Genomic DNA, 26,959 nt, shown 5'->3' with positions numbered 1-26,959 from the left:
TATCCATATACAGGAAAAATAAAAGAAGTTGTCTCCAAAAGTTCGTTTTTAACGACCTTTTGGGACAACCTCTTTTTGCTATAGTTGTTCAAATTCATTATTACTTATAACAATTAGCCATGTACTATGGGTGAATCCCGATTTCTAATAGTTCAGTAAATGCATGCGTATGGATAGGTTTACTATAATAGTACCCTTGAATAAACTGACATTTATTTTTTTGAAGGAAACTCACGTGTTCTTTCGTTTCTACACCTTCAGCGATAACTGACATTCCTAATGTATTTGCTAATGTGATGATCGTTTTAATAATTTCCATTCCATCATCACATGTTTCAGACATTGTAATAAATTCTCTCGGGATTTTTAACGTATCGATTGGATATAAAGGTAAATAGGCTAGCGAAGAATAACCAGTACCAAAGTCGTCAATTGAAATGTGAACGCCTAAACTCTTTAGTGTACGCAGTTTTATTAATGTTTCTCGCTCATCCATCATTGCAATTCGTTCTGTTAATTCAAGATCAAGAGAACTTGCTGGTAAACCTGTATTTGTTAATGTAGCAGAAATAGACTTTACAAAATCTTCTTGTTCAAATTCTTTAGCAGATAAATTTACACCTATTTTCAAATGTGAATATCCGCTTGTGTGCCAACGTTTCATTTGCTCACAAGCTTGTTGTAGTGTCCATTTTCCTATTGGAATGATTTGTAGCGTTTCTTCTGCAATCGGAATAAACTCGTATGGAGAAATAACACCTAATTCAGGATGATTCCACCTAATTAAAGCTTCAGCACCGATAATTTTGTTAGACTTGCTATCAACTTGAGGTTGATATAAAAGGAACAATTCTTCATTTTGAATTGCATTTGGTAAATCTTTTTCTAATCGCAATCGTCTTTCAATTTTTTTTGCAATTACATCATCATAAATAGAGACAGAATTAAGTTCTTTTGCTTTCGCATCATACATTGCAACATTAGCGTTTTTCAGAAGTGTAGCGGTATCGATTCCGGAATGTGGATAAATAGCGATGCCGATACTTAGTGATAAAGTTAATGTATGTTCATATATGACAAACGATTTTTCCATGCATTCAAATAACTGGTTGCATAACTCGAATAAGGAATCTTCGTCAGTATAGTTTTCAATTAAGATTGTAAATTCATCGCCACCGATTCTTGATAGATGAGTATGTGATGGAAGACATGATTGGAATCGCTTCGCTACTTCTTCTAATATGTGATCTCCTGCCGAATGTCCAAGTGTATCGTTAATTGCTTTAAAGCGATCTAAGTCCAAATATAATAATGCAAACTCGCTTTCTGTCGTTTTAGCATTTTTTATAATTCTTTTTAATTTCTTATGGAAAAAGGCACGGTTCCCAATTTTCGTTACAGTATCATGGAATGCTAAATATTTTATTTCTTCTTGCTGTTTTTTTAGCGCAGTAATATCTTTCATCATAATATAGCTTCCTGAAATTTGCCCGTCTATCATAATAGGGACGATGGTAACGTATAAAGAATAAGTAAATCCATCTTTATATTGAGAACTAAGTTGTAAGGATGCTGATTCTTGTTGTTTCACTTTTTCTAATGCAGATGCTAGTTTATATTTGTCTTCATCTAAAATAATCGAAAAACAAGTTTCACCAAGTAACTCATCCGTTGGTACACCGAGTAGTATACTTCCAGCTTTATTTACATTTAAGAATACGCCATTTAAATCAATTGTAAAAATAGGGTCAGGATGATATTCATATAATGATTTGAATTTTTGTTGCTTTTGAGATAGAGCCTCAGATTTATGAACTAAATCTGAAGTCCGTAAAGTAACCTTTTCTTCTAGTTGAGCATTAAATGCCTGTAAACGTTTAGTTAGGGAATTGTTTTGCATACGTACAATAGAATGACGAATGAGTACGAAAATAAAAGTAATACAATTTCCCGTAATGAGAGTGGAAGATGATGTTTGTTCCTTTAATGTAAACCCGATTAGTATTGCAACAGCAAGATAGGGAAATACAACTAAAGCCTTTTTTCCTATTATAGGGTTTACAATGAAATAATTTTTATGACTATTACGATCTTCTGAAATAGATCCAGCTATTGCAATAAGTAATATAGGTATTCTATATAAAAGACGTAATAATGTTATCGCTTCAGTTGATAAATGGTTATTTAAGTAAAAATAAATATAGTTAAAAGTTGCAGAACTTATTAATACAAAAATAAAGATATAAATTTTCCGTTTAGAATTAAAAATTGTTGGACGGAAAAAGAGACTAACACCTAGTAGAAGGAATAATAAATCTGCAATTGGATATAGAAATGAAAGAAAAACATCTCCTAGTGAAAGAGAGAATATATTTAAATTTGGTTGATTAAATAAATACCACTCTAATGTGAATATGGAAGTAAGTACTATGCATATATCACAAATAAAGAATGCTTTTTCCCATTTATCGCATTCTTTTAGGATTTTATAGCAGAAAGCGATAAGACAGAAGAGTAGAAAAAGCATATAAAATACATCAGAAATAGTAAAACGATGTATTGGAATTTTGAAGAAGCTATCTTGATATGTATATACTATTTTTCCTAATAAAAAACTACCAATTGCTATCGTGATACATATCCAAAACGGATTTGAACTAACTTTTTTAGAATATATAGAATAAATGAGTGATACAAATGTAATGGCTTCAACAATAAGTGAAGCGAAGCGTACATCCGAATTTGAAAAATGAGTGGGGAATAGATAGAAAAACATAAAATAGATTGAATAGCATATTAATGTCGTAATTAATATACATAGTTGTAAATTTTTATTTAATTTCAATAAAATCACCTTCTTTAATTATGCACTATATTCGTAATATCTATACATAATAATATTATTTAAGAATTGTATCAGATTTCCTTATAAAAATCATGTTTATAAGGAAAGTATCGAAAAGTATAATTATTCTTAAGTTTTAAAAATATTGAGTTTGATAGTATATACTGCATCAAGATTTTAAATAGAAATTGTATATTTAGTCATCTTTTGAATTGTAAAAGTTTTTTATTGATTTGGAAGTGGAGATGCAAAATTGCATATAAAATGATGAGGATCTTCTTCTTAGGTGAGCTTTTGATTGTTATAGGCTATTTTAAGTAAGGATTTTATTTGTAATCTGAAAATTAACTCTTGTAAAAATATTAGTGGAGTATATAAAATAAGAACGTGTATTCTTATAGAGTATATAGCGTTTCGATTAAATAGGGAGGACTTTTTATGTTATTTCGAATTGAAGATGCAGAAATATACTATGAAATTGTTGGAGAAGGAAAGCCAGTCATTATCATACATGGCTGTGCTCCTGACCATAGGTTAATGATGGAATGTATGGAATCAGTATTTCAAAAGTATGAAGGTTATAAGCGAATATATATTGATTTACCTGGAATGGGAAAATCGAATGCTCCAGATTGGATAAATAGTTCAGATCGTGTAGTAGAAGTGCTTATCCCATTTATTGAAGAAATCATTTCTACTGAAGAATTTTTATTGGTAGGAGAGTCATATGGAGGTTATTTAGCCAGAGGAATACTCACAAAGTTGTTTGAAAGAGTTAACGGATTATTATTAGTATGCCCTGTTGTTGTAGCGGAGCCAGAAAAAAGGATCCTTCCAGATAAACAAGTAATTTTACAAGATGAGGAACTTTTAAATAAGCTCACTTCTACGGAAAGAGAAGCATTTTGTGAGTTAGCAGTGATAGCAAATGAATATACATATAAGCGATTTCAAGAGGAAATTAAGCCAGGACTAGATATTGCTAATTATGAATTTATTGAAAGATTGCAAAAGAATTACTCTCTTACTATGGATTTTCACCGTAAGAAATATGAGAAACCCGTTCTTTTATTAGCCGGAAGACAAGATATATCGGTAGGTTATCAAGATATTATAGAAGTTATTGATGATTACCCAAGAGCGACATTAGCGGTTTTAGATATGGCAGGGCATAATTTGCAAATTGAACAGCCTGAATTATTTGAGAGTTTAGTAGGAGAATGGATTAGACGAACAAATCAGCAAAGTTTATAAAAAACGAATGAATATTTTCAAGGAGGAAGTATGAATACATATATTTATATGGTTAGGCATGGTGAATCACCAAAATTAGAAGGGAGTGAAAGAACACGGGGATTAACTGAAAAGGGAAGTTTAGACGCTCATAGAGTAACGGACATATTAAAAGCAGAGGCAATTGATACTTTCATTTCAAGTCCGTATAAAAGGGCTGTGTTAACGATAGAAAAAGCAGCCGATTTCTATGAAAAAGAAGTATTAATATATGAAAATCTCAAAGAGTGCATATTTTTAAGTGAGGATCAGGTTATATCAGATAAAGAAGTGTATCCACTTGTAAAGAAGATGTTCTCTAATCCGGACTTTGCACGAACGGAAGGAGAGTCATATACGGATTGCCAGAGAAGAGTAGTGAAAGTATTAAGAGAAATCTTAATGGATTTTCAAGGACAAAAAATTGTAATTGGTACACATGGGCTTGTCATGACATTAATGATGAACTATTTTGATGAACAATATGATTTTGAATTTTTAATGAATACGTCAAAACCAGATATATATAAGATGGAATTTAACGAAGAACAATTAATGAATGTAGAGAGATTATGGAAAGCGGAATAAAGTTGGTTGTATGGATTTTGTTGTAAAAGTTACTTTTATAGCAAAATCTTTTTTATTTCAATAGAAAGCATTTTTATCAACTATTTTTAGAATGTTAAATCAATAAGTAATTATTCAGTTTCTGAATAATGGGATTAGAAGTTGCGTTAAGGAAACAATTTTAAAAGTGACAAAATTCCAAACGATGGATTTATATTCAATAGGAGAGAAAGATGTAGAATTTTGTCTTACTGTCCCCTGTTTACTTTTCATTTCATTACATATAGGCTTTGTGGTGTAAAGGGGAAAATCATCTACCTTTACACAAAATTTATAAGGAGGTCATTGTAATGAAACAGATTAAAAAGTTTGCGGGAGTTGCTTTAGCGGGGACGATTGGATTAAGTGGACTACTGTTTTTAGAACCAAGTGTAAGCGCTGCGGAAGTACAGCAAGTGAAAGAGGAGAATTTCAATGCAATTGATGTATCGATGAATCTAAATGAATTATATGTATTAAGTGGCAGAAGCATTGATGTTCTTTCTGGAGATAAAGAAGCAATTCAGCTAAACAAATACACAATTCGTTTTAGTAAACCAGGGAAGTATGTGATTAAAGTAAATGGCTGTATTTATGACGATGTATATACTTTTATTGTGAATGATTAGTATATCTTCTTAAATTATGGAATAAAAAAGAAACACCCTATTTGCGGTGAGAATCGTAAATAGGGTGAATTTATTTGTATTAAATTGTACTTTAAACATGTTCACTAATTTTCTTTTTGTTATGTAGAGTATGTAAAAGTGTTTGAAATACATTAAATGATTGCTGAAAGATTGGACTTTGAATAAAGGTATATAGAAAAGTTACGATAAAAACAGGCCCCCCTAGCATAAATCCAATAACTAGTACAATACATTCTACTATGATTCTAGCACGGCTAATAGATAGACCTGTTTTGTCGGAAATAGTAAGCATGAATCCATCACGAGGTCCAGCGCCAATTCCAGCCGCAACATACATACCTCCACCGATACCTGTAATGGCAATACCAGAAAATAAAATGAGTAAGTTTATCCATAAATAATCACTAGCGTTTGGAAGAATATTTGATTGTAAGAAAAAGTCCATAATCGGACCGATAAGTAGTGCATTCAAAAATGTTCCCACATGTATATATTTTCGATCTACTAGTAAAGAAATGAGAACGAGACATAACCCACATATGACACTCCACGTACCAATAGTCCATCCAAATCTTTGGTAGAGAGCCATGTTTAAAACTTCCCAAGGATGTAAACCGAGAAATTTAACTTTTACTGCAAGAGCATTTCAAAGCCCAAAGAAAATTAAACCTAAGAAAAAAAGAAAATGGCGAAAGAGGGCTAGCCTCATCTTTCATACCTCCCATATTTATAATTATGTATGTTACATGTTAAAGTTTAAATGTGCAAATATTATATCTTTTTAAAATTTATTGTAAATCATTAAAAATGTGGATGGAATATAGACCTTTACAGTCAAAAAAGTTAAAATATTTCGTCTCAAGGATTATAATAGAGAAAGAAATATAAAAGGGAGTGAATGAATTTGAAACAAGAACTTATTGAAAGATTTACGAGATATGTAAAGATTGATACGCAATCAAATGAAGACAGTCATACAGTGCCAACAACACCAGGACAAATTGAGTTTGGTAAGTTATTAGTTGAAGAGTTAAAAGAAATTGGGTTAACAGAAGTAACGATGGACGATAACGGATATGTAATGGCAACACTTCCGGCTAATACGGATAAGGATGTTCCAGTCATCGGCTTTTTAGCACATTTAGATACAGCCACAGATTTTACAGGAAAAAATGTAAAACCACAAATTCATGAAAACTTTGATGGGAATGCAATTACGTTAAATGAAGAGCTAAATGTTGTGTTAACACCAGAACAGTTCCCAGAGTTACCATCATATAAAGGGCATACCATTATTACAACTGATGGTACGACACTTCTAGGAGCAGATGATAAGGCTGGTCTGACTGAAATTATGGTTGCAATGAATTATTTAATACATAATCCGCAAATTAAACATGGGAAAATTAGAGTTGCGTTTACGCCGGATGAAGAAATTGGCCGTGGCCCAGCACATTTTGATGTAGAAGCGTTTGGTGCATCATTTGCTTATACGATGGACGGAGGTCCATTAGGTGGTTTAGAGTATGAAAGCTTTAATGCTGCAGGCGCTAAGTTAACGTTTAACGGAACGAATACACATCCTGGAACAGCGAAAAATAAAATGCGTAACGCAACTAAACTTGCGATGGAGTTTAATGGCTATTTACCAGTAGAAGAGGCACCAGAATATACAGAGGGGTATGAAGGATTCTATCATTTACTTTCTTTACATGGTGATGTTGAGCAAAGTAAAGCGTATTATATTATTCGAGATTTTGATCGTGAAAATTTTGAAGCGCGTAAACATAACGTTGAAAATATTGTGAAGCAAATGCAAGAGAAGTATGGACAAGATGCAGTCGTTTTAGAAATGAATGATCAATACTATAACATGCTTGAAAAAATCGAACCAGTGAGAGAAATTGTTGATATTGCATATGAGGCAATGAAAAGTTTAAATATCGAACCAAATATTCATCCGATTCGTGGTGGAACAGATGGATCACAATTATCGTATATGGGATTACCAACCCCAAACATTTTCACAGGTGGTGAAAACTATCACGGTAAATTTGAGTATGTTTCGGTAGATGTTATGGAAAAAGCGGTTCAAGTTATTATAGAGATTGCAAGACGATTTGAAGAACAAGCTTAAAAAAGAACCAAGTAGTGCGGATGCGCTACTTGGTTTTTTAGTATAATACTCGCCACAAATAAAAAGTTGCGTAAGACTCCCAGTTGATCCAATTTGCCGCAAAATCTTTTATTTCCTGTTTAGTTGGTTTACTTTCGGAACCTGTTATATATTTAATTGCATTGTGCAAACCAACATCGTCAATTGGAAAAGCAGAAGGGAATCGTAAACAGCGCATTAAAACATAGTGAGCAGTCCACGGACCTACACCATGTATAGCAGTTAATTGTTTTTCAGCAATCTTTACATCTTGTGTTTGTAGTAAAGATTCTTTTGATAGTTTTCCTTCTGTAATAAGCTTTGCAATACCGATTAAATATTCACACTTTCGAGTCGTCATTTTTAAATTTTTGAGATCTTCTACGTGTAAATTGGCAATCGTTTCAGGAGAAGGGAATATCCAATGTTTTCTATCGTTCCATTCTACATAACTTCCAAATGTTTCGACTAATCTTCTTTTTAGCGTATAAGCATATGTGAGATTAATTTGTTGACCGATAATTCCCCAGGAAAGTGCTTCAAATAAGTCTGGAATACCTAAGGTGCGAAGGCCATAATATTGTTCAATTGGTCTTTGAAGGAGTACATCATGTTTAGCTAATGTATAAAAGGGAGCTAAATCAGTAGTTAAATCAAACCATTCAGTTACATAGTTAGCTACAGCATCGTGTATCGGTTTTACAGAGATATAGGCTTCTCCTAAAAAACGTATTTGAATAGTATCATCCGCATTCATACTAATTTCAACTAAAGGATTTACATCGTGAACAGAGATAACTTTATAAATTTTGTTATCTTCAATGTGGAACATACATTCATTGTTAGAACGCGATAAATAGCGTAAATTTTCTTGGAAACTAAATTCTGTTGGAACTGCTAAAATTAATGCGCTAGTATAGTTTGCTGTCATATGCATTCTACCTGCGACTTTTCTAATGTAAGCAACGCTTTCTTCATTTCTAATCCGCCTCTAAAGCCGGTTAGTTTACCATTCTTTCCAATAACACGATGGCAAGGAATTGTAATAAGAAGAGGATTGGCAGCAATAGCGGTAGCAACGGCACGTACAGCAGTAGGCTTTTGTATTGTTTCGGCAATTTTTGAATAAGAGTATGTCTCCCCATAAGGAATTTCACGTACCGCATTCCAAACAGATAATTGAAATTCAGTTCCGTAAGCATCGATAGGGAATGTAAAAGCTTCTCGCTGGATTTCTAAATACTCGATAATTTCTTTTGTATATGTTTGTAGATAATTGGGATTACAGGTCAAAATATGTTGGGGCAATTTTTTTCTAGCCCATATATTTAGTTCTTCAAAGTTTTCATTTTGAGACCCAATGAAACATAGTCCATTTTCAGTTGCAGCAATATGAAACTGAAAATGTTTATGTGTAAGTAGCATCCAATATATAAACTTATTTTTATAGGAATTCATTATTGTATCCCTCTTTCATTTCATTCTTTTTTCGATATTCAGTAGGCGTAAATCCGGTTTTCTTTTTAAATAAAGTTGCGAAATACTCTGGGTTTTCTATCCCGACAGCAGTACTAATTTCTTTAATGGATTGATTGGTTTGTAAAAGGTGTTCTGCCGCTTTAACAATTCTGAACCGCTGTATATATTCTATTGGACTTATTCCTGTCATTTTTTTGAAAGTGCGTTGTAAATGAAAGGGGCTGCCATGGCACATTTCCGCAAGTATGTCGAGAGTTAATAATTCATCAAAGTGTTTTTCGATATAAACTTTTATTTGTTCTACCCACTCTTCATTAGGTAAAGTGAGCCCATTTGGTTTACAACGCTTGCACGGGCGAAAGTTTTCATTTAATGCTTGCTCTGCATGATGAAAAATTCGTACATTGTTTTTATTCGGTATTCTTGATTTGCATGATGGCCTGCAAAAGATTCCAGTTGATTTCACAGCATAAAAGAATTTACTATCATAGGAAGAATCATTATGGATAATTGCTTGCCAATGTTCATTTGTTAACGTAACTCCTTCATTGTGCAAAGAACATCACCTCTGAAATTAGTATAACCTGAATAAAGTGTGTATGTATGTATTCATAAATGTAAGAGCAAGATTACAAAGGTGAAAATATGATTGTTTTTCTATTTTGTGATAGCATGAAATTTGGAAAGAAACATCAAGAGGAGGACTATAAGTGAAGTTAATTTCGTGGAATGTAAATGGTTTGCGAGCAGTTATCGCAAAAGGTGGATTTTTAGAATATCTGGAGGAATCCAATGCTGATATATTTTGTTTACAAGAGATTAAATTACAAGATGGGCAAATTGATTTAAATCTAGAAGAATATTATACATACTGGAATTATGCTGTAAAAAAAGGATATTCAGGGACGGCTATTTTTTCGAAAAAAGAACCACTTTCTGTTACTTATGGTTTAGGCATTGAAGAGCATGATCAAGAAGGACGAGTTATTACTTTAGAATTCGAAGATTTTTACATCATTACATTATATACACCAAATTCAAAACGAGGATTAGAACGATTAGATTACAGAATGAAATGGGAAGATGATTTCCGGGTGTATATTAAACGATTAGATGAGAAAAAAACAGTTATTTTTTGCGGAGACTTAAACGTTGCTCATAAAGAAATTGATTTGAAAAATCCGAAAAGTAATCGTAAAAATCCTGGGTTTTCTGATGAAGAAAGAGAGAAGTTTACATGTATTTTAGAAGAAGGATTTATTGATACGTATCGTTATCTATATCCTAATCAAGAAGGCGCATATTCGTGGTGGTCGTATCGAATGGGAGCGAGAGCAAAAAATATTGGATGGCGTTTAGATTATTTTGTTGTTTCCGAGAGAATGAAAGACCAAATAACAGCGGCGGAAATTAATAGTGAAGTAATGGGGTCAGACCATTGCCCAGTTGAATTACATATAAATTTCTAAAAAAAGAAGTATCTACCTAACATTAGGCGGATACTTCTTTTTTAATTCAGTTTGTTAAAATTTTTCAAATCTTTCTTGAAATAATTGCATATTAAATATATACTTAGTAACGATAATCATTATCAATGAAAAAGATTATCAACGGGTGAGGTATAAAAGAATTATAGCTTAGGGGAAGTGAACGAGAATGAGTTCTGGATAGAATTATTAATCTAATAAAATATATATGTAGGACAAGTTTCATATAGTTAAAATTTATTGAGAATATAGTTTGGAAATTCGAGAGGAGATATTTAAAGATGAATAAGAAGTTATTTACATTAGGTATGGTAACAGTTTTAAGTGTAGGACTAGCAGCATGTAATAGTACGGATAAAACTTCAGGAGAAAAAACTCAACAGACAAAGGCTAGTGAGACGAAAAAAGACGAAAAACGAAAAATTACATATTTAGGTAAAGAATATACAGTGCCAGCAAAAGTAGATAAAATTGCAACAGCTAGTTTAGAGTCAATGGAAGATGCAGCAGTACTTGGAATTAAACCAGTTGGTGCGATTACGGTTGGTGGTAAATTACCAAAGTATCTGGAGAAAGATTTAGAAGGTGCGAAATCTGTTGGTGAGAAAATGCAACCAAATTTCGAAACATTACTTCAATTAAAACCAGACGTTATTACATCTAGTACGAAATTCCCAGCAGAAACAGCTGAAAAGTTTACTAAAGTAGCTCCTACATTCCCGGTATCACATGTTTCAACAAATTGGGAAGATAACTTAAAGTTAATGGGAGAATTAACTGGTAAAAAAGATAAAGCAGAAAAAATTATTAAAGATTACAATGCGGACGCTGAAAAAGCAAAAGCAAAACTAGGAGATAAGTTAAAAGACAAAAAAGTCCTTGTAATCAGACTAAGAGCAAACGAATTATTCCTATACCCAGAAGGAGTATACTTCAACCCTGTAATTTATAAAGATCTTGGATTAACTGTTCCAGAACAATTGAAAACTGTAAAAGCACAAGAGAAAATTTCATTTGAAAAACTTGCTGAACTAAACCCAGATTATATTTTCTTACAATATGAAACAACTGAAAATAAAAACCCGAAAGTGCTAGAAGAAATTGAAAGTAATCCAATTTGGCAAAGTATGAATGCTGCGAAAGAAAAGAAAGTATTTGTAAACGTTGTTGATCCAATGGCACAAGGTGGTACTGCTTGGAGTAAAACAGCGTTCTTAAAAGAAGCAGTGAAAAATTTATCTAAATAATACAATAAGTAAGGTGCGTTGAATGATATGCAGAAAACAAATGCAATACCAGTAACTATATTATGTATAGCGCCCATACTCATCTTATTTACAGTTATACTTTCTATTTTGTATGGGGCGAAAAGTATTGATGCTGAAACGGTGTGGAACGCGTTATTTCATTTTGATTCAAGTGATGTAAATCATAATATTATTATTACTTCACGTTTACCAAGGGTAGTTGCAGCTCTTTTAGTTGGAGCATTTCTAGCCATATCAGGAGCACTTATGCAGGGGATGACAAGAAACTATCTTGCATCCCCTTCTATTATGGGTGTGACGGATGGGGCAGCTTTTGTTATTACACTTTGTATGATTTTTCTTCCGGGAATGTCATCGATTGGTATGGTTGTATGTTCAATGATTGGTTCTGCATTAGGAGCCGGTATCGTATTTGGTTTTGGTTCGCTCCTTCAAAATGGTTTATCGCCAGTTCGGTTAGCGATTATTGGGACAGTTATTGGAACATTTTTAAGCAGTGTGTCTGCTGCAATGGCTTCATACTTCCAAATTTCTCAAAATGTTAGTTTTTGGTTTAATGCAAAATTAGACCAAGTAGACCCTAATATCATTAAAATTACGATACCATTTGGGATAATTGGAATAATTTTAGCACTGTTAATATCAAAATCTATTACGATTCTCTCTTTAGGCGAAGAAGTTTCTATTAATCTAGGGCAACGTACAAAACTAGTTAAAGCGATGGCAATTTTATCGGTTATCTTTTTAACAGGAACGGCAGTTGCTTTAGTGGGGAAAGTTGGTTTTGTAGGTTTAATTATTCCGCATATTACTCGCTTTATAATTGGGGTAGATTATAAGTGGATTTTGCCATGTGCAGGCGTTATTGGTGGCGTTTTTCTAGCGTTATGTGATGTTTTAAGTAGATTTGTAAACTATCCATTTGAAACACCGATTGGAGTCGTTACCTCCTTAATTGGAATTCCTTTCTTCCTTTATTTAATCCGTACAAGAGGAGGAGAGAGACATGCTTAAAAGTTCAAGTCAACGTTTTGGAATGACGATGGGGATTATTATATTTTTAATACTATGTGCTATTTATATTAGTTTAACGAATGGTACGTTTGACATTACGATTACAGATGTATGTAAAACACTCCTTAGAATAGATCCAGTACCAGACCATGATTTAGTTATTTTGGAGTTTCGTCTTCCGCGCATCGTAATTGCTGGGTTAGTAGGATTAGGCCTAGGCGTTGCGGGTGCTGTTATTCAAGGTATTACGAGAAATGGATTGGCAGACCCGGGTATTTTAGGAGTAAATGCCGGAGCAGGAACAGCGATCGTCATCTTTATGTTTTTCTTTCAAGGACAATTAAAGAGCACGGACTGGGTTTCTATTATGATGATGCCAATGTTTGGTTTAGTTGGCGGATTAGGTGCAGCTATCATCATTTATCTGTTTTCTTGGAAAAACGGTAAGTTAGATTCGCAGCGTCTTTTATTAACAGGGATTGCAATTGGATCAGGATTTGGAGCATTTTCTATGTACCTATCACTCAAAATGAAGTCAACTGATTTCGAGATGGCTGCAGTTTGGGTGTCAGGCAGTATATATAGTGCAAACTGGAAGTATATTATTGCAATGTTACCGTGGCTTATCATACTAATTCCACTTATACAAAAGAAAGCTTATTTATTAGATTTATTTCAATTGGAAGAAACGAGTATTACAAGTTTAGGTGTTTCAGTAGAAAGAGAGAAATCAATTTTACTACTAAGTAGTATCGGACTTGTAAGCGCATGTGTTGCAGTTTCAGGAAGTATTGGTTTCATCGGATTAATGGCACCGCATATAGCGAAAAGACTTGTCGGTATTCAGCATAAGCATATCATTCCTACGTGCGGCGTAATCGGAATGTTTCTTGTAATTGCTTCAGACTTTATTGCAAAAACAGTTTTCACACCTGTAGAGTTACCAGTTGGAATCGTTATTTCTATTGTCGGTGTACCTTATTTCTTATATTTACTTTATAAGGCGAAAGCGTAAGAGGAGGAATAAAAGTGAGTATTTTAAGTGCGAAAAATTTAGAAACAAGTTATGAAAAGCTTACAGTGTTTCGCGATTTAAATGTGGAAATACAAGAAGGAAAAGTAACGACAATTATAGGACCAAACGGGTGCGGTAAATCGACATTGTTAAAAACAATGGGAAGAATTTTAAAGCAAAAGAGTGGTAAAGTATATTTACAAGGACAGGATTTACATACAATTCCAACGAAAGAAATTGCAAAGCAGCTAGCATTGCTACCGCAAACTCCAATTGCGCCAGGAGAGCTTAAAGTAGAAGAATTAATTTCTTATGGACGTTATCCACATCGAAATAATGTAAGTAAGTTAACTTCAAAAGATAAAGAGATGATTGACTGGGCATTAGATATAACGAAAACTTCTGCATTTCGAACGAGACAAATTGCAAATTTATCAGGTGGTCAACGACAAAAGGTATGGCTAGCAATGGCTTTAGCACAAGAGACAGAAGTGTTACTACTAGATGAACCAACTACATATCTTGATATGTCTCATCAATTAGATGTATTACAAATTGTGGAGAAGTTAAATAAAGAACATAATTGTACGGTCGTTATGGTACTACATGATATTAATCATGCAGCAAGGTTTTCAGATGAAATTATTGCAATGAAGGAAGGGGAAATTGTTACAACTGGTAGTCCAGAAGAGATTATTACAAATGAAGTATTAAAAGAAGTATTTCATATTGATGCACGTGTCATGATTGATCCATATAATGGGTCTCCTGTTTGTTTCGGTTATGATAGCGTTGTATCTCAAGAAGAAAAAGTAGAAATATATGTAACGAGTTAAGAAGGGGGGATATAAGATGAACACTACGATTGAAAAACAGCAGATTATAACATCTAATACAGAACAGTGGAACATGTATTCAAAAATAGAAGGTAAGGAATATCAAATTCATATTTCAAAGCCGAGGCAACCAGCATCGGATTCAGGATATCCTGTCATTTACGTATTAGATGGTAATGCTTTTTTTCAAACATTCCATGAAGCGGTTAAAATACAATCAGTTAGAGCAGAAAAAACAGGTGTTTCACCAGCCATTATAGTAGGTATTGGTTATCCAATCGAAGGGGCGTTTTCAGGTGAAGAAAGATGTTATGATTTTACGCCTAGCGTAATTTCAAAAGATGCGGCTTTAAAACCAGATGGTAAACCTTGGCCTAAAACAGGAGGAGCACATCATTTCTTTACTTTTATTGAAGAAGAATTAAAGCCGCAAATTGAAAAGAATTTTGAAATTGATAAAGGAAAACAAACATTATTTGGGCATTCACTAGGTGGTCTATTTGCTTTACATATATTATTTACAAACGTAAATGCCTTTCAAAATTATTTTATAAGTAGTCCATCTATTTGGTGGAATAACCAATCTGTGCTTGAAAAAGAAGGAAATCTTATAAATGAATTAAACAATGCAAAGGTTAAAACAAGAGTATTTCTTACAGTTGGTTCACTAGAACGAGAGCATATGGTTGTAGGTGCTAATGAATTGTCAGAGCGCCTTCTCCAAGTAAAACACGATCAGTTTCGGTTTACGTTTTATGAGGCTGAAGGGGAGAATCATGCATCAGTTGTGCCGACTTCTTTAAGTAAAGGATTGAGATATATTAGTTATGTATCCATTGATTAAACGGCTAGTGATTTGAGTGAATCTAGGTTAGTTAGTGGAACGATTGTTAATAAAATGCAAACAAAAGGCTATGGAGAAATTCTCCATAGCCTTTTGCTTTGAGAAGTAGAATTGTCCTTTTTGAAAGTTTTGTTTCAACTTTTCGTCTAAAGAGACAAAAAATTGTCACAATTCGGTCACAATTAGCATAAACATAAAATAGACGAAATGAACTTATTTCCAAAAAGGCTTAGTTTATTTTCATCATGATTCGTAGAGCTGAAAAGCATGGATGAAAAGTTCACTATATTCTCAAGGAGGTAGATCGTATGAAAACTATTCTCGCTATCGCTGGACTTATTTGGGTTTTATCGCATGGTATCCCAATTTATGAAGGAGAACAAATTCGCAGTGCTCTAAATAAAAATTTTAATGAATATCATATCATTGATCGGCAAGATAACGTTGTGACAGTTCGTGTAAATGACTGTTTTCATACGGTAACCGTTGAAGGAACTTCAGTAGTGAATGATACAAAAGTATGTGATCAGCAATAATTATATATAGGAAGAAAAAGTCTCAATTTACATGTGTGAAGATTGAGGCTTTTATATTTGGGAATGAATAATAAGCGGGGATGGACAACCCTCGCTTATTATTGTTTTTTGAAAAAAGGAAAGGGTATAATGAAAATTAAGACTGAGAAGCTAACAATGTGTTAAGAATAATCATAACGTGGAAATATACTCATATGGGGTATCATGCATAGATATTTAATGCTATAATTGGTATACTCGTAAAAGTAATTGTTTTATTGGATGAAGAGAAACTTTAAGAAGGTGATAATATGGGGCATAAAGAGCATGAAGCAGTAACACATAGATCAGAAAAAGAAAAAGAGCAAATTATAAATAGATTGAAGAGAATTGAAGGGCAAGTTCGGGGTATTCAAAATATGATTGAAAATGATCGGTATTGCGTGGATATTTTAGTGCAAATTTCAGCGATTAATGCAGCGATGAAAAAAGTAGGAATGGGTGTATTAAAAAACCATACAAGTCATTGTGTTTCAGGTGCTATTAAAGATGGAAATGGTGACGAAGCAATTGAAGAATTAATGACAGTATTTGAACGTTTTTCAAAAGCGTAAAAACAAGCTAGTATGTAACTGGCTTGTTTTTTTGTTTACCTTTATATAGGATTTCAAGGTATGGGTGTGAAAAAGTGTATGTAAAATAAAGTTTTAGAAAATAATTGAAAAATCATGATACAAAACCATTGATTACCTTAGGGGGGTATGGTAAGATGTAATTGTGATTAACAAACAATGAAGAAACAAGAGGAGGATTTTAAATGGAACAGTTAACATTACAAGTTGAAGGTATGTCTTGTGGACATTGTGTAAATGCTATCGAAAGCAGTGTGAAAGAACTAAATGGTGTTGAGCAAGTAAAAGTTCAATTAGCAGAAGGAACTGTTGAAGTTATTATCGACTCGTCAGTTGTAACATTAAAAGATATCGTTGCTGTAATCGAAGATCAAGGATACGATGTTCAATAATTATTTTTAGATATGGAAATAAATCGTACTTTATAGGAAGTACGATTTATTTTGCTAATAATTATACCTCATAAGGGTATATAGAGGTGAGAGACATGAATGAACAAAAAGAGGCCAATCTTCAAATATCAGGAATGACATGTGCAGCATGTGCAAATAGAATTGAAAAAGGTCTAAAAAAAGTAGAAGGTGTTCATGATGCAAATGTAAATTTCGCACTTGAAAAAACCAAAATAATGTATGATCCCCAAAAAACAAATCCGCAACAATTTAAGGAAAAAGTTGAATCGTTAGGATATGGAATTGTAAGTGATAAAGCTGAATTTACTGTTTCAGGAATGACATGCGCAGCATGTGCCAATAGAGTAGAAAAGCGTTTAAATAAGTTAGAAGGTGTGAACGAGGCGACAGTAAATTTCGCTTTGGAATCGGCTACAGTAGATTTTAATCCTGATGAAATTAATGTAAATGAAATGAAGAGTGCAATTACGAAATTAGGATATAAATTGGAAGTGAAATCAGATGAGCAAGATGGATCAACTGATCATCGCTTACAAGAAATTGAGCGACAAAAGAAGAAGTTTATCATTTCGTTTATTTTATCATTCCCGTTACTGTGGGCAATGGTAAGTCACTTCTCATTTACATCGTTTATTTATTTACCTGATATGCTTATGAACCCTTGGGTGCAGCTAGCTCTTGCAACGCCAGTTCAATTTATCATTGGTGGACAGTTTTATGTTGGGGCTTATAAAGCGTTACGTAATAAAAGTGCTAACATGGATGTTCTTGTGGCACTTGGAACGTCGGCCGCCTATTTCTATAGTGTATATTTAAGCATTCAATCTATCGGTTCTTCGGAACACATGACAGATTTATATTTTGAAACGAGCGCGGTACTTATTACACTAATTATTTTAGGTAAATTATTTGAAGCAAAAGCAAAGGGACGTTCATCAGAAGCAATTAAAAAGTTGATGGGTTTACAAGCAAAGACAGCTACAGTTGTGCGAGATGGAACAGAAATGAAAATTTTAATCGAAGAAGTAGTAGCTGGTGATATCGTTTATGTAAAGCCTGGTGAAAAAATTCCGGTAGATGGTGAGATTGTAGAAGGAAAGTCAGCAATAGATGAATCGATGTTAACAGGTGAAAGTATTCCAGTTGATAAAACAATTGGGGATGTAGTAATCGGTTCTACAATGAATAAAAATGGATTTTTAAAAGTGAAAGCAACTAAGGTAGGAAGAGATACTGCATTAGCTCAAATTATTAAAGTAGTAGAAGAGGCTCAAGGTTCAAAAGCTCCTATTCAAAGGGTAGCAGATCAAATTTCAGGTATTTTCGTACCGGTTGTAGTTGTGATTGCTATTATCACATTTGCAGTGTGGATGATATTTGTTACACCAGGCGATTTTGGCGGAGCACTTGAGAAAATGATAGCAGTACTTGTTATCGCTTGTCCATGTGCATTAGGTCTTGCAACGCCTACATCTATTATGGCTGGATCAGGAAGATCAGCTGAGTATGGTATTTTATTTAAAGGCGGAGAGCATTTAGAAGCAACGCATCGATTGGATACAGTTATTTTAGATAAAACAGGTACTGTGACAAACGGGAAGCCGGTGTTAACAGATGTAATTGTCGCAGATGGATTCAATGAAGAAGAAATATTACGTTTAGTAGGTGCGGCAGAAAAAAATTCTGAACACCCACTTGCAGAAGCGATTGTAGAAGGAATTAAAGAAAAGAAAATTAATATTCCAAGTTCAGAAACGTTTGAAGCGATTCCTGGATTCGGTATTGAATCAGTTGTAGAAGGGAAACAATTATTAATTGGTACACGTCGATTAATGAAGAAATTCAATATTGATATTGAAGAAGTTTCTAAAGCGATGGAAGCGCTAGAACGAGAAGGGAAAACAGCAATGTTAATAGCAATAGATAAGGAGTATGCTGGAATAGTAGCCGTTGCGGATACTGTAAAAGATACTTCAAAAGCAGCTATCGCAAGGCTTAAGAAAATGGGTCTAGACGTTGTGATGATTACAGGAGATAATACACAAACTGCTCAGGCAATTGCGGGGCAAGTTGGTATTGATCACGTAATTGCAGAAGTATTGCCAGAAGGAAAAGCAGAAGAAGTGAAAAAACTGCAGGCAAATGGTAAGAAAGTAGCGATGGTTGGAGACGGGATAAATGATGCTCCTGCTCTTGCTACAGCGAACATTGGTATGGCAATTGGAACGGGAACGGATGTAGCGATGGAAGCAGCGGATATAACGTTAATCCGCGGTGACTTAAATAGTATTGCTGATGCGATATTTATGAGTAAAATGACGATAAGAAATATTAAACAAAATTTATTCTGGGCATTAGCTTATAACGCGTTAGGAATTCCAATTGCGGCATTAGGTTTCTTAGCCCCTTGGGTTGCTGGAGCAGCAATGGCATTTAGTTCTGTATCCGTTGTATTAAATGCATTACGATTGCAAAGAGTGAAATTAAAATAAGAAAAATGTAAATTTATAGAGTAATGGAATATGCTTTTAAACAAAAAACAATACTTTGAAATAAGTATTGTTTTTTTGTTTATATAGAAAGAAAAAAGATATAATAAAGCAGAAATATTGAATCGTAGATGATAGAAAAGTTAAATGATAGTGTAGTAAGGAGACTTAAATATGTTAAAAGATACAATCATTAGGGCCTTCTATAAAGATGATTTAGACCAAGTATTACAGTTGTTCTATGAAACAGTTCATACAATTAATGCAAAAGATTATAACGTATTACAGCTACAGGCATGGGCACCAGAGCGACTAGATAGAGAAAGCTGGTTACAGTCTTTAGAGAAGAACATTAGTTATGTAGCGGATTATAACGGTGTGATAGTGGGATTTGGAGATTATAATGAGGATCATTACATAGATCGCTTATTTACACATAAAGATTATCAAGGAAAAAGGATAGTTTCCTACATATTACAGAAGTTAGAAAGAGAAGCAGCGAACCTAGGGCATAGGGAGATCTATACAGAAGCGAGTATTACAGCAAAACCTTTCTTTGAAAGCAAAGGCTTTATGTGCATAAAGGAACAAAAGAAACAGCATAACGGTCAGATTTTTATTAATTATGTAATGAAAAAAATAGCCCTCTCGTAAACGAGAAGGCTATTTTTTCATTATTTTACAGCTTCTTTAAGTTCTTTACCAGCTTTGAAAGCAGGTACTTTAGAAGCTGCGATTTGCATTTCTTCACCAGTTTGTGGGTTACGGCCTGTACGAGCAGCTCTTTCGCGAACTTCGAATGTACCGAATCCGATAAGTTGTACTTTTTCACCAGCAGCTAAAGTGTTAGTGATTGATTCTACTACAGTTTGTACAACTACAGTAGCTTCTTTTTGAGAAATCTCAGCATTTTGTGCTACGTTTTTAATTAATTCTGTTTTGTTCATGTTTTTCACCTCATATGTAAATAATGCTATTTAAGTTGTTATTATAACGTATAAAACATTCGAGAACAAGTGTACGTACATATATTCGTAAAAAAAATGAAATTTGTAATATTTTTTAGAGTCACTATATAGACAGTTCATTTAAGCGGATACAGATCTTTTCTTTAATTCGGTTTGCTCTTTATTGGAAGGTAGTTTTTTATTATAAGATATGAAATAAGGTAATGCTACAAATAACATACCTCCTACTAAGTTTCCAAAGAAAACAAAAATGAAGTTTGGAAAATATTCAATCCAAGTTAAATGACCAGCAAAAATTGCAGCTGGGATGACAAACATATTGGCTACAACGTGTTGAAATCCAATTGCAACAAAAGTCATAACTGGGAACCAAATTCCGATAATCTTTCCGATAAATTCTTTACTTCCCATACTGAGCCAAACAGCTAAACAAACGAGCCAATTACATCCGATTGCAGAAATGAAAGCTTGTAGTGGTGTATCTTGTAGTTTAGCTTGCGCAACAGAAACTGTTTTCGCTAAAAAAACTCCCTCTGTTAATCCGACGACATGACCGAAAAAATAAGCAACGAATACAGCACCTATGAAGTTGCTAAACGTAACAATAACTAAATTTCGAATGAAGTGAAATAAGTCGATTTTTTTATGAAGCCACGCCATTGAAACGGTCATCATATTGCCAGTTACTAACTCACCGCCTGCAAGAATAACGAGTATAAGACCGATAGGGAATACAGCGGCACCTAGAAAACTAGTAAATGATCCCCAAGCCTTGGGCATTGTTCCAATAACATGAATATCGAGTAAATACCCTAATGCTATGAAAGCACCGCCAAAAAAACCGAGAATTAGCATAGGGAGTAGTGATAAATGAGCTTTTTTTCTTCCAGAATTAGCAGCAAGTTCCGTAATTTCTTCTGGTGTAAATACAGACATGAATAATCTCTCCTTAATAAAATGATGAAATAAATAGATGGAACATTTTTAAGAATCTATGTATTATAAAAATATGTTATGACTTCTGTATAAATTTGTCAAAGTGAGCAGGGATGAAATGGGATATAACTAGCGTTGTTCGTGTTGTCACATTCATGTAACAATAAGGCTTTAAAGTACGTCTAGAGGTGAGAACATGAATACGAATCATGTAAAAGAAGAACAGAAAAAATCAATTGTCAACATATCTATAATCAGTTTCATAAGTATAGTAATGATTTCTATAAGTTTGTATTTCTATGCGACAGAAATAGAACGAAAACTAGTAACAGTTACGTGGAATGAAATAGAAGCTTCTACAATTCCTAAAGAGTTTCATAATAAAAAAATATTGCAGTTTTCAGATGTGCATTTAGGGCCAGAATTCACACTGAAACAACTAGAAAATTTGGTGGAGAAGATGAATGCGTTACGTCCAGATGTAGTAGTTTTCACAGGGGATTTAATAGATAAGTTTGGATCGTATAAAGCCGAAAGAGAAGAAGCGAAAGGTATTTTACAAAAAATACATGCGCCCTTAGGGAAATATGCAGTGTTTGGGAATCATGATAGAGGCGGGGGAGGTAGTTTATTTTATAAAAAGTATATGGAGGAAGCTGGGTTCTCTGTGTTAGTAAATGAAGTGCAAAAAATTAAAGTGGAAAACGGCAATTATATTACAATATCAGGTTTGGATGATTTTTTATTAGGGAAGCCACAAATAGATTCGACTTTAAAACATGTAAGACAAGAAGATTTCAATATGCTATTAGTACATGAACCAGATGTTGTAGACAAAGTAGCACATTATCCAGTTGATTTTCAAATGTCAGGCCATAGTCACGGAGGTCAAGTTCAAATTCCTTTTATAGGTCCATTAATTAGGACAAAACTAGCTGAAAGTCATGTGGAAGGTATGTATAAATTAGAAGGGAAGAACAAGCCATTATATTTATACGTAAATCGTGGGATTGGGACAACTCGAATGCCTGTTAGATTTTTGAGTGTACCTGAACTTTCAGTATTTGTATTGAAGCAAAATAGTAACTAATGTATTCAATTCCACATCATCATTCTTAATTTGATTTTGATGAACGAGCGATGTTAATTGATGGTAAATAAAAAACAACAATAGGTCATATAAAACCTATTGTTGTTTTTTATTATTTTTGCAAGGAAATCGCATCAAAATATGTTCTATAGTTACTAGAGAATTCAAAGTTGTTTTTTGCATCCCAATTAATAGACCAAGACATTAGACCGCGGAATGCAGGATAGCCACTCTCATTTGAAAGTTTATACTTTCCTCCGAAAGGAATTCCCTTAATGATATAATCTAAAGCTTTTTTCATTTCAGTTGGAGAAATATACCCACCACTTGGAGCGGCCGCTGGTGCTGCAGGAAGTCCAATCATTACTTGATCCGAACGAAGAGCTGGGAACATGTTATTTGCATTACCACCTACAGGAAAACCATGTAAGAGCATATCTGCCATAGCGACCTCGTAGTCTGCAGTACCTTGATTGTAGTTATTACCGTCCATTCCAACCCCGCTGCCAGCGTTGTAGTGTTGAACGTGAATGTATGTCAGTTTGTCTTTCACTCCGTAAATAATCGGTAAATATGCCCCCCAGATGCTTCCGTATGCGCTATAACCGCCTTGAACATAAGCTGTTTCAGGAGCCATACTTAATAGAAAGTCGGGACCATAATGATCTGAGATTGTTCGAATAGCCGAAATAAGATTTACGATTTGAGGAGTAGTTGGGTTTTTGAAATTAGTGTCATTTCCGTTTAAGTAAATACCTGATTCAAGGTCAATATCTATTCCATCAAAACCGTATTTATCGATTAGAGATTGTATGGAATTAATGAAACGTTGCTTAGCAGCATTGTCAGGAAGTAAAACGACCCCGTTTTGTCCACCTATTGAAAGAACTACTTTCTTTCCTTTACTTTTTAAATAAGAAATATCTGATTTGAATTCTACATCTGTACCATACACAGGAGAAAATTCAACAGTAGAACGATCACCACCAGTTTCACCGAAAGATACATTAATTACATCCCATTTTGGTGAAACGTCTCTTAATTTAATAGTGCCAGTACCGTTATCAAAGTTATGCCAGTATCCAACGAGTAGTTTTGATCCTAAATTGTTTGCTGCTTGTGCTTGAAAGGGGGCTAGTGGTAGTAGTAAAAAAATTACTAACGTACAACAAATGAATTTGAACTTGTTTAACATATCAACACTCCTATACAAAAAGTTGTCTAGATGTATAATCTTGTTTATTTAATGATATCTGAAAATTCATTCTTTTGTAAGGTGACTATAATTTTCTCAACAATTGTATATGGAAAATTAGTAAACCTAATGTAATAATTTTTGTAGGAGTTTGTATTACATTTGTTAAATTCAGAATATTTTGATATATTTTAAAGTGTAGGCCAAGGTTTTTCGCATAATACTCTTACATAAAGTGAAACTTTAATCAGTGGGGGGCATCCCTCGCTGATTATCAGCCCTCACCAATCGGGCATTTACGGGCAGTAGATTCCCGCCTAACTTCTTTGCTTCCGCTAAATTTTGAGGTGGGGGGTTTTACTGCCCGTTAATGCGGGGTAAATTTTAAAATTACGTTTGGAAGGGGATGTATAAGAGTTGGATAAAAATCTTAAGAAAGACCTCAAAATACGTCACATTACAATGATCTCAATTGGCGGCGTAATAGGAGCTGGTTTGTTTGTTGGAAGTGGGGCAGTTGTGCATTCAGCAGGACCAGGTTCTATCGTTTCATATGCATTAGCAGGACTTCTAGTCGTTTTCGTTATGAGAATGCTTGGGGAAATGGCAGCTATTAACCCGACAAGTGGGTCATTTGCAACATATGCAAGAGAAGCAATTGGTCCGTGGGCCGGTTATACAATTGGGTGGCTATATTGGTTTTTCTGGGTAATTGTTATTGCGATAGAAGCCACAGCAGGTGCTGGTATTATTCAATACTGGATTCCAGAAATCCCGCTTTGGTTATTAAGCCTAATATTAACGATTTTATTAACATTGACGAATGTTTTTTCAGTGAAATCATTTGGAGAGTTTGAATATTGGTTTTCTTTTATTAAAGTAATAAGTATTGTTTTATTCCTTTGTCTTGGGCTAGCTGTTATTTTAGGATTTGTACCAGGAACGGAAGCACCTGGCACTTCCAATTTAGTAGGACAAGGAGGATTTATGCCAAACGGTATAAGTTCGGTGCTACTTGGAATTACTGTCGTAATATTTTCATTTATGGGATCTGAGATTGTTGCAGTAGCTGCTGGAGAGTCTGCTGAACCTGTAAAAGCAGTAAAAACAGCAACAAATAGTGTAATTTGGCGTATTCTCGTATTTTTCATTGGATCTATCGCTGTAGTTGTTACACTTCTTCCGTGGAATTCAGCGAACATACTAAAAAGTCCGTTTGTAGCAGTACTGGAACATATAGGAATACCAGCGGCAGCACAAATTATGAATTTTATCGTTTTAACAGCTGTACTTTCATGTTTAAATTCGGGTTTATATACAAACTCAAGAATGCTTTTTTCGATGGCAGAAAGAGGAGATGCTCCAAAGGCGTTTTTGAAATTGAACAATAGTGGTGTTCCAGTTCGGGCAGTTTTATTCGGAACGTTCTTCGCTTATATTGGAGTTGTTTTTAGTTATATATCTCCAGATAAAGTCTTTTTATTTTTAGTGAATGCATCTGGCGGGATTGCGTTGCTCGTTTATCTCGTTATAGCTGTTTCACATTTAAATATTCGGAAAAAAATGGGGAGATTAGAACAACAAAATTTGAAAGTGAAAATGTGGTTTTTCCCGTATGTGACGTATGTTACAATTGCAGCTATTATAGCAGTTTTAATTGCGATGCTTGCAATTGAATCTTTACGTTCACAAGCACTTTTGACGATGTTTGTTACGGTTCTTATAATCATTTCTTATTTTATTTTTAATAGAAATAAAAATAGTACGGTGTTGAATACTAAAAGTAAGAATGAGGAATCTATTCGATTCTAATTTCTTGTTTTCTAAGAAATGCTACATCCAATCATTGGTAGAAAAGATTCATATATAAGTAAAGAAAAGAGTAATTACTATTGTCATAGTGAATATAAACTTTTTTCTTGACTTTTTATGCGAAGGCGAGCAAAATGATAAAAAAGGAAGGGGGGATGACGATGGAAGAGTACGTATTAGAGCTATATAACCTGTTATATACGACAGAATGGCAAGATATTGTTTCGTTTCTAGGAATCGTATTTTGCATGAAAATTGTAATTGTATATATGGAAGAGCAAGGTATGTTCTATTCCTTCTCATCCCCGTTCGATATGCAGCGCGAGCCGTTGCTAAACTATGCCAATGTAAATTACGAACAATTTCCTTTTGTAGTTTTCTTTATGATTCGATTTATTACAGCAATTGTAAAGAAAAAGGAAAGTGACGATGAAGAGTGCCACTCAACTTGTAATGTAGCGAATGTTTTTAGCTAAATACAAGGAGGAGATTTATATGTGGTTTCGATTTCTTATGATTGGTTTCTTTTCATTAACAGCAATTTCTTTAATGGGATATCAAGTGTCTGAAATTTTTCAAGCATGTAGCGATACATTTTTTAACAAAAACTAATCGCATTGCTATTTGAATAATAAAGCGATAAAATCCTTCTTAAGACGTTTTATTAAGAAGGATTTTTCTTTTTCTTATCTTGCTGTGTCAAACTATTGTCACATTTACACTGTGAATAGTATGTTAAAATAGTGAGGTTACGTATACATATTTGAAGGAAGAGGGAGTGAACATTTTGGTGGATCAATCAACAAATCAGAAAAGCTATGCTCCTATTGTGATAACGCTTTCTGTAATTGTAAATGCGATTATTTTATTTTTGTTCTTTGGACCTGTTGGCTATGAAGGAGAAGTACATTTTGATGTAACGATTTTACCAATGTTAAACGCAATTTTTAATAGCTTTACGTTCGTATTCTTATTAGCAGCTCTATACTCTATTATTAAGAAGAATGTGAAAATGCACCGTGGTTTTATCCTAGCAGCATTTACGACGACATTGCTATTTTGTGTTTCTTATTTATCGTATCATTACTTAGCGCCGGCAACACATTTTGGTGGAGAAGGATTCATTAAATATGTGTATTTCATCATTTTAATTACACATATTATCCTAGCAGCAATTATTGTACCACTTGCATTGTTTGCACTTGTATTTGGTTTTACAAATCAATTAACACGTCATCGTAAAATTGTACGTTGGACGATGCCGATCTGGTTATATGTAAGTTTATCTGGTGTTATTGTTTACTTAATGATCTCACCTTATTATCAATAAAAAAATCTCAGCCTATAGGCTGAGATTTTTTCCAGAGTGTTGGGAAACCCTTTAGGGTTCCCAACACTCTGGAATCTTTTTTGATTTTAGCTAATAAAAACAACATAA

Annotated in this window: 26 protein-coding genes and 1 pseudogene; 19 read left to right on the top strand and 8 right to left on the bottom strand. The window is 33.8% G+C overall.

From position 1 onward, the window contains the following. Positions 1–124 precede the first annotated feature (124 nt). On the bottom strand, positions 125–2,845 hold the full coding sequence (locus tag FH036_RS26370; protein WP_044791618.1) for a sensor domain-containing phosphodiesterase: 2,721 nt from the start codon (positions 2,843–2,845) through the stop codon (positions 125–127). Between the two features lie 438 nt (positions 2,846–3,283). Here FH036_RS26370 and FH036_RS26365 point away from each other — a divergent pair, with 438 nt between their 5' ends. The 3 genes from FH036_RS26365 (at position 3,284) to FH036_RS26355 (ending at position 5,352) form a co-directional block, all read left to right on the top strand. Beyond that, positions 3,284–4,099 carry an alpha/beta fold hydrolase gene (locus tag FH036_RS26365; RefSeq protein WP_044791620.1) on the top strand — a complete coding sequence of 272 codons (816 nt, stop codon included), beginning with the start codon at positions 3,284–3,286 and terminating at the stop codon, positions 4,097–4,099. 30 nt (positions 4,100–4,129) lie between these two features. Beyond that, entirely contained in the window at positions 4,130–4,705 is a 576-nt protein-coding gene (locus FH036_RS26360) for a histidine phosphatase family protein (RefSeq protein ID WP_044791622.1), read from the top strand. A 329-nt stretch (positions 4,706–5,034) separates the two neighbouring features. After that, a complete protein-coding gene (locus FH036_RS26355; RefSeq protein WP_044791624.1) occupies positions 5,035–5,352 on the top strand; it encodes a hypothetical protein in 318 nt (105 codons plus the stop codon). Between the two features lie 91 nt (positions 5,353–5,443). Here the strand turns inward: FH036_RS26355 and FH036_RS26350 are convergent. After that, positions 5,444–6,082, bottom strand: a pseudogene (locus FH036_RS26350) (YczE/YyaS/YitT family protein). A gap of 195 nt (positions 6,083–6,277) precedes the next feature. On the opposite strand from FH036_RS26350, the gene pepT reads away from it, so the two are divergent. Beyond that, positions 6,278–7,510, top strand: a complete 1,233-nt coding sequence (gene pepT, locus FH036_RS26345) for a peptidase T (protein WP_044791628.1) — start codon at positions 6,278–6,280, stop codon at positions 7,508–7,510. Positions 7,511–7,547: 37 nt separating this feature from the next. Here the strand turns inward: pepT and FH036_RS26340 are convergent, their stop codons facing one another. The 3 genes from FH036_RS26340 to adaA are packed head-to-tail and all read right to left on the bottom strand — an operon-like array spanning position 7,548 to position 9,563. Further along, positions 7,548–8,459 (bottom strand): DNA-3-methyladenine glycosylase family protein, encoded by a 912-nt coding sequence (locus tag FH036_RS26340; protein ID WP_044791630.1) that lies wholly within the window; start codon positions 8,457–8,459, stop codon positions 7,548–7,550. Then, the gene (locus tag FH036_RS26335) at positions 8,456–8,986 is read right to left on the bottom strand and encodes a methylated-DNA--[protein]-cysteine S-methyltransferase (protein ID WP_044791632.1); all 531 of its coding nucleotides are present in this window, start codon (positions 8,984–8,986) and stop codon (positions 8,456–8,458) included. Before FH036_RS26335 ends, FH036_RS26340 begins: the two co-directional genes overlap by 4 nt. Then, complete coding sequence (adaA, locus tag FH036_RS26330; RefSeq protein ID WP_000551308.1) at positions 8,973–9,563, bottom strand: bifunctional transcriptional activator/DNA repair enzyme AdaA; 591 nt, start codon at positions 9,561–9,563, stop codon at positions 8,973–8,975. The genes FH036_RS26335 and adaA overlap by 14 nt, the downstream gene beginning before the upstream one ends. 154 nt (positions 9,564–9,717) lie before the next feature. Between adaA and FH036_RS26325 the strand changes: the two genes are divergently transcribed. From FH036_RS26325 to FH036_RS26275, 11 genes are all read left to right on the top strand, one after another. Further along, positions 9,718–10,476, top strand: coding sequence for an exodeoxyribonuclease III (locus tag FH036_RS26325; protein WP_139896418.1), 759 nt, complete (start codon positions 9,718–9,720; stop codon positions 10,474–10,476). A 299-nt stretch (positions 10,477–10,775) separates the two neighbouring features. Continuing rightward, positions 10,776–11,741 (top strand): iron-hydroxamate ABC transporter substrate-binding protein, encoded by a 966-nt coding sequence (locus tag FH036_RS26320; RefSeq protein ID WP_138321283.1) that lies wholly within the window; start codon positions 10,776–10,778, stop codon positions 11,739–11,741. Positions 11,742–11,768: 27 nt separating this feature from the next. After that, positions 11,769–12,776, top strand: coding sequence for a FecCD family ABC transporter permease (locus tag FH036_RS26315; RefSeq protein ID WP_044791634.1), 1,008 nt, complete (start codon positions 11,769–11,771; stop codon positions 12,774–12,776). Next, on the top strand, positions 12,769–13,791 hold the full coding sequence (locus FH036_RS26310) for a FecCD family ABC transporter permease (protein ID WP_044791636.1): 1,023 nt from the start codon (positions 12,769–12,771) through the stop codon (positions 13,789–13,791). The genes FH036_RS26315 and FH036_RS26310 overlap by 8 nt, the downstream gene beginning before the upstream one ends. Positions 13,792–13,805: 14 nt before the next feature. Beyond that, the gene (locus tag FH036_RS26305; RefSeq protein ID WP_138321287.1) at positions 13,806–14,627 is read left to right on the top strand and encodes an ABC transporter ATP-binding protein; all 822 of its coding nucleotides are present in this window, start codon (positions 13,806–13,808) and stop codon (positions 14,625–14,627) included. Positions 14,628–14,643: 16 nt separating this feature from the next. Further along, the gene (locus FH036_RS26300) at positions 14,644–15,471 is read left to right on the top strand and encodes an alpha/beta hydrolase (RefSeq protein WP_138321289.1); all 828 of its coding nucleotides are present in this window, start codon (positions 14,644–14,646) and stop codon (positions 15,469–15,471) included. A 308-nt stretch (positions 15,472–15,779) separates the two neighbouring features. Beyond that, positions 15,780–16,007, top strand: coding sequence for a hypothetical protein (locus FH036_RS26295; protein ID WP_000849103.1), 228 nt, complete (start codon positions 15,780–15,782; stop codon positions 16,005–16,007). 290 nt (positions 16,008–16,297) lie between these two features. Further along, a complete protein-coding gene (locus FH036_RS26290; protein ID WP_000509876.1) occupies positions 16,298–16,600 on the top strand; it encodes a metal-sensing transcriptional repressor in 303 nt (100 codons plus the stop codon). Between the two features lie 203 nt (positions 16,601–16,803). After that, positions 16,804–17,010: a copper chaperone CopZ gene (gene copZ / locus FH036_RS26285; RefSeq protein ID WP_000436971.1), complete on the top strand. Its 207-nt coding sequence runs from the start codon at positions 16,804–16,806 to the stop codon at positions 17,008–17,010. Positions 17,011–17,105: 95 nt separating this feature from the next. After that, a complete protein-coding gene (locus FH036_RS26280; RefSeq protein WP_138321291.1) occupies positions 17,106–19,523 on the top strand; it encodes a heavy metal translocating P-type ATPase in 2,418 nt (805 codons plus the stop codon). A gap of 171 nt (positions 19,524–19,694) precedes the next feature. Next, on the top strand, positions 19,695–20,174 hold the full coding sequence (locus FH036_RS26275) for a GNAT family N-acetyltransferase (RefSeq protein WP_139896417.1): 480 nt from the start codon (positions 19,695–19,697) through the stop codon (positions 20,172–20,174). A 20-nt stretch (positions 20,175–20,194) separates the two neighbouring features. Here FH036_RS26275 and FH036_RS26270 read toward each other — a convergent pair whose 3' ends face one another. Continuing rightward, a complete protein-coding gene (locus FH036_RS26270; RefSeq protein ID WP_001043904.1) occupies positions 20,195–20,467 on the bottom strand; it encodes an HU family DNA-binding protein in 273 nt (90 codons plus the stop codon). Between the two features lie 141 nt (positions 20,468–20,608). After that, positions 20,609–21,424, bottom strand: coding sequence for a formate/nitrite transporter family protein (locus tag FH036_RS26265; RefSeq protein WP_000110524.1), 816 nt, complete (start codon positions 21,422–21,424; stop codon positions 20,609–20,611). 196 nt (positions 21,425–21,620) lie between these two features. Here FH036_RS26265 and FH036_RS26260 point away from each other — a divergent pair, with 196 nt between their 5' ends. Then, entirely contained in the window at positions 21,621–22,514 is an 894-nt protein-coding gene (locus FH036_RS26260) for a metallophosphoesterase (RefSeq protein ID WP_138321293.1), read from the top strand. 112 nt (positions 22,515–22,626) lie between these two features. Here FH036_RS26260 and FH036_RS26255 read toward each other — a convergent pair whose 3' ends face one another. Continuing rightward, positions 22,627–23,709 carry a chitinase gene (locus FH036_RS26255; RefSeq protein ID WP_139896416.1) on the bottom strand — a complete coding sequence of 361 codons (1,083 nt, stop codon included), beginning with the start codon at positions 23,707–23,709 and terminating at the stop codon, positions 22,627–22,629. Between the two features lie 417 nt (positions 23,710–24,126). On the opposite strand from FH036_RS26255, the gene gabP reads away from it, so the two are divergent. From gabP to FH036_RS26240, 3 genes are all read left to right on the top strand, one after another. After that, a complete protein-coding gene (gene gabP / locus FH036_RS26250) occupies positions 24,127–25,521 on the top strand; it encodes a GABA permease (protein ID WP_139896415.1) in 1,395 nt (464 codons plus the stop codon). A gap of 134 nt (positions 25,522–25,655) precedes the next feature. Continuing rightward, positions 25,656–25,997 carry a hypothetical protein gene (locus FH036_RS26245; RefSeq protein ID WP_139371836.1) on the top strand — a complete coding sequence of 114 codons (342 nt, stop codon included), beginning with the start codon at positions 25,656–25,658 and terminating at the stop codon, positions 25,995–25,997. A 311-nt stretch (positions 25,998–26,308) separates the two neighbouring features. Then, the gene (locus tag FH036_RS26240) at positions 26,309–26,851 is read left to right on the top strand and encodes a DUF420 domain-containing protein (RefSeq protein WP_000228316.1); all 543 of its coding nucleotides are present in this window, start codon (positions 26,309–26,311) and stop codon (positions 26,849–26,851) included. Positions 26,852–26,959: the final 108 nt, after the last annotated feature.

The sequence above is a fragment of the Bacillus sp. CD3-5 genome (assembly GCF_006349665.1).
Taxonomy (GTDB): domain Bacteria; phylum Bacillota; class Bacilli; order Bacillales; family Bacillaceae_G; genus Bacillus_A; species Bacillus_A paranthracis.
Note: the sequence above shows the minus strand (reverse complement) of the source record. Positions and strands in the feature narration are given on the sequence as shown.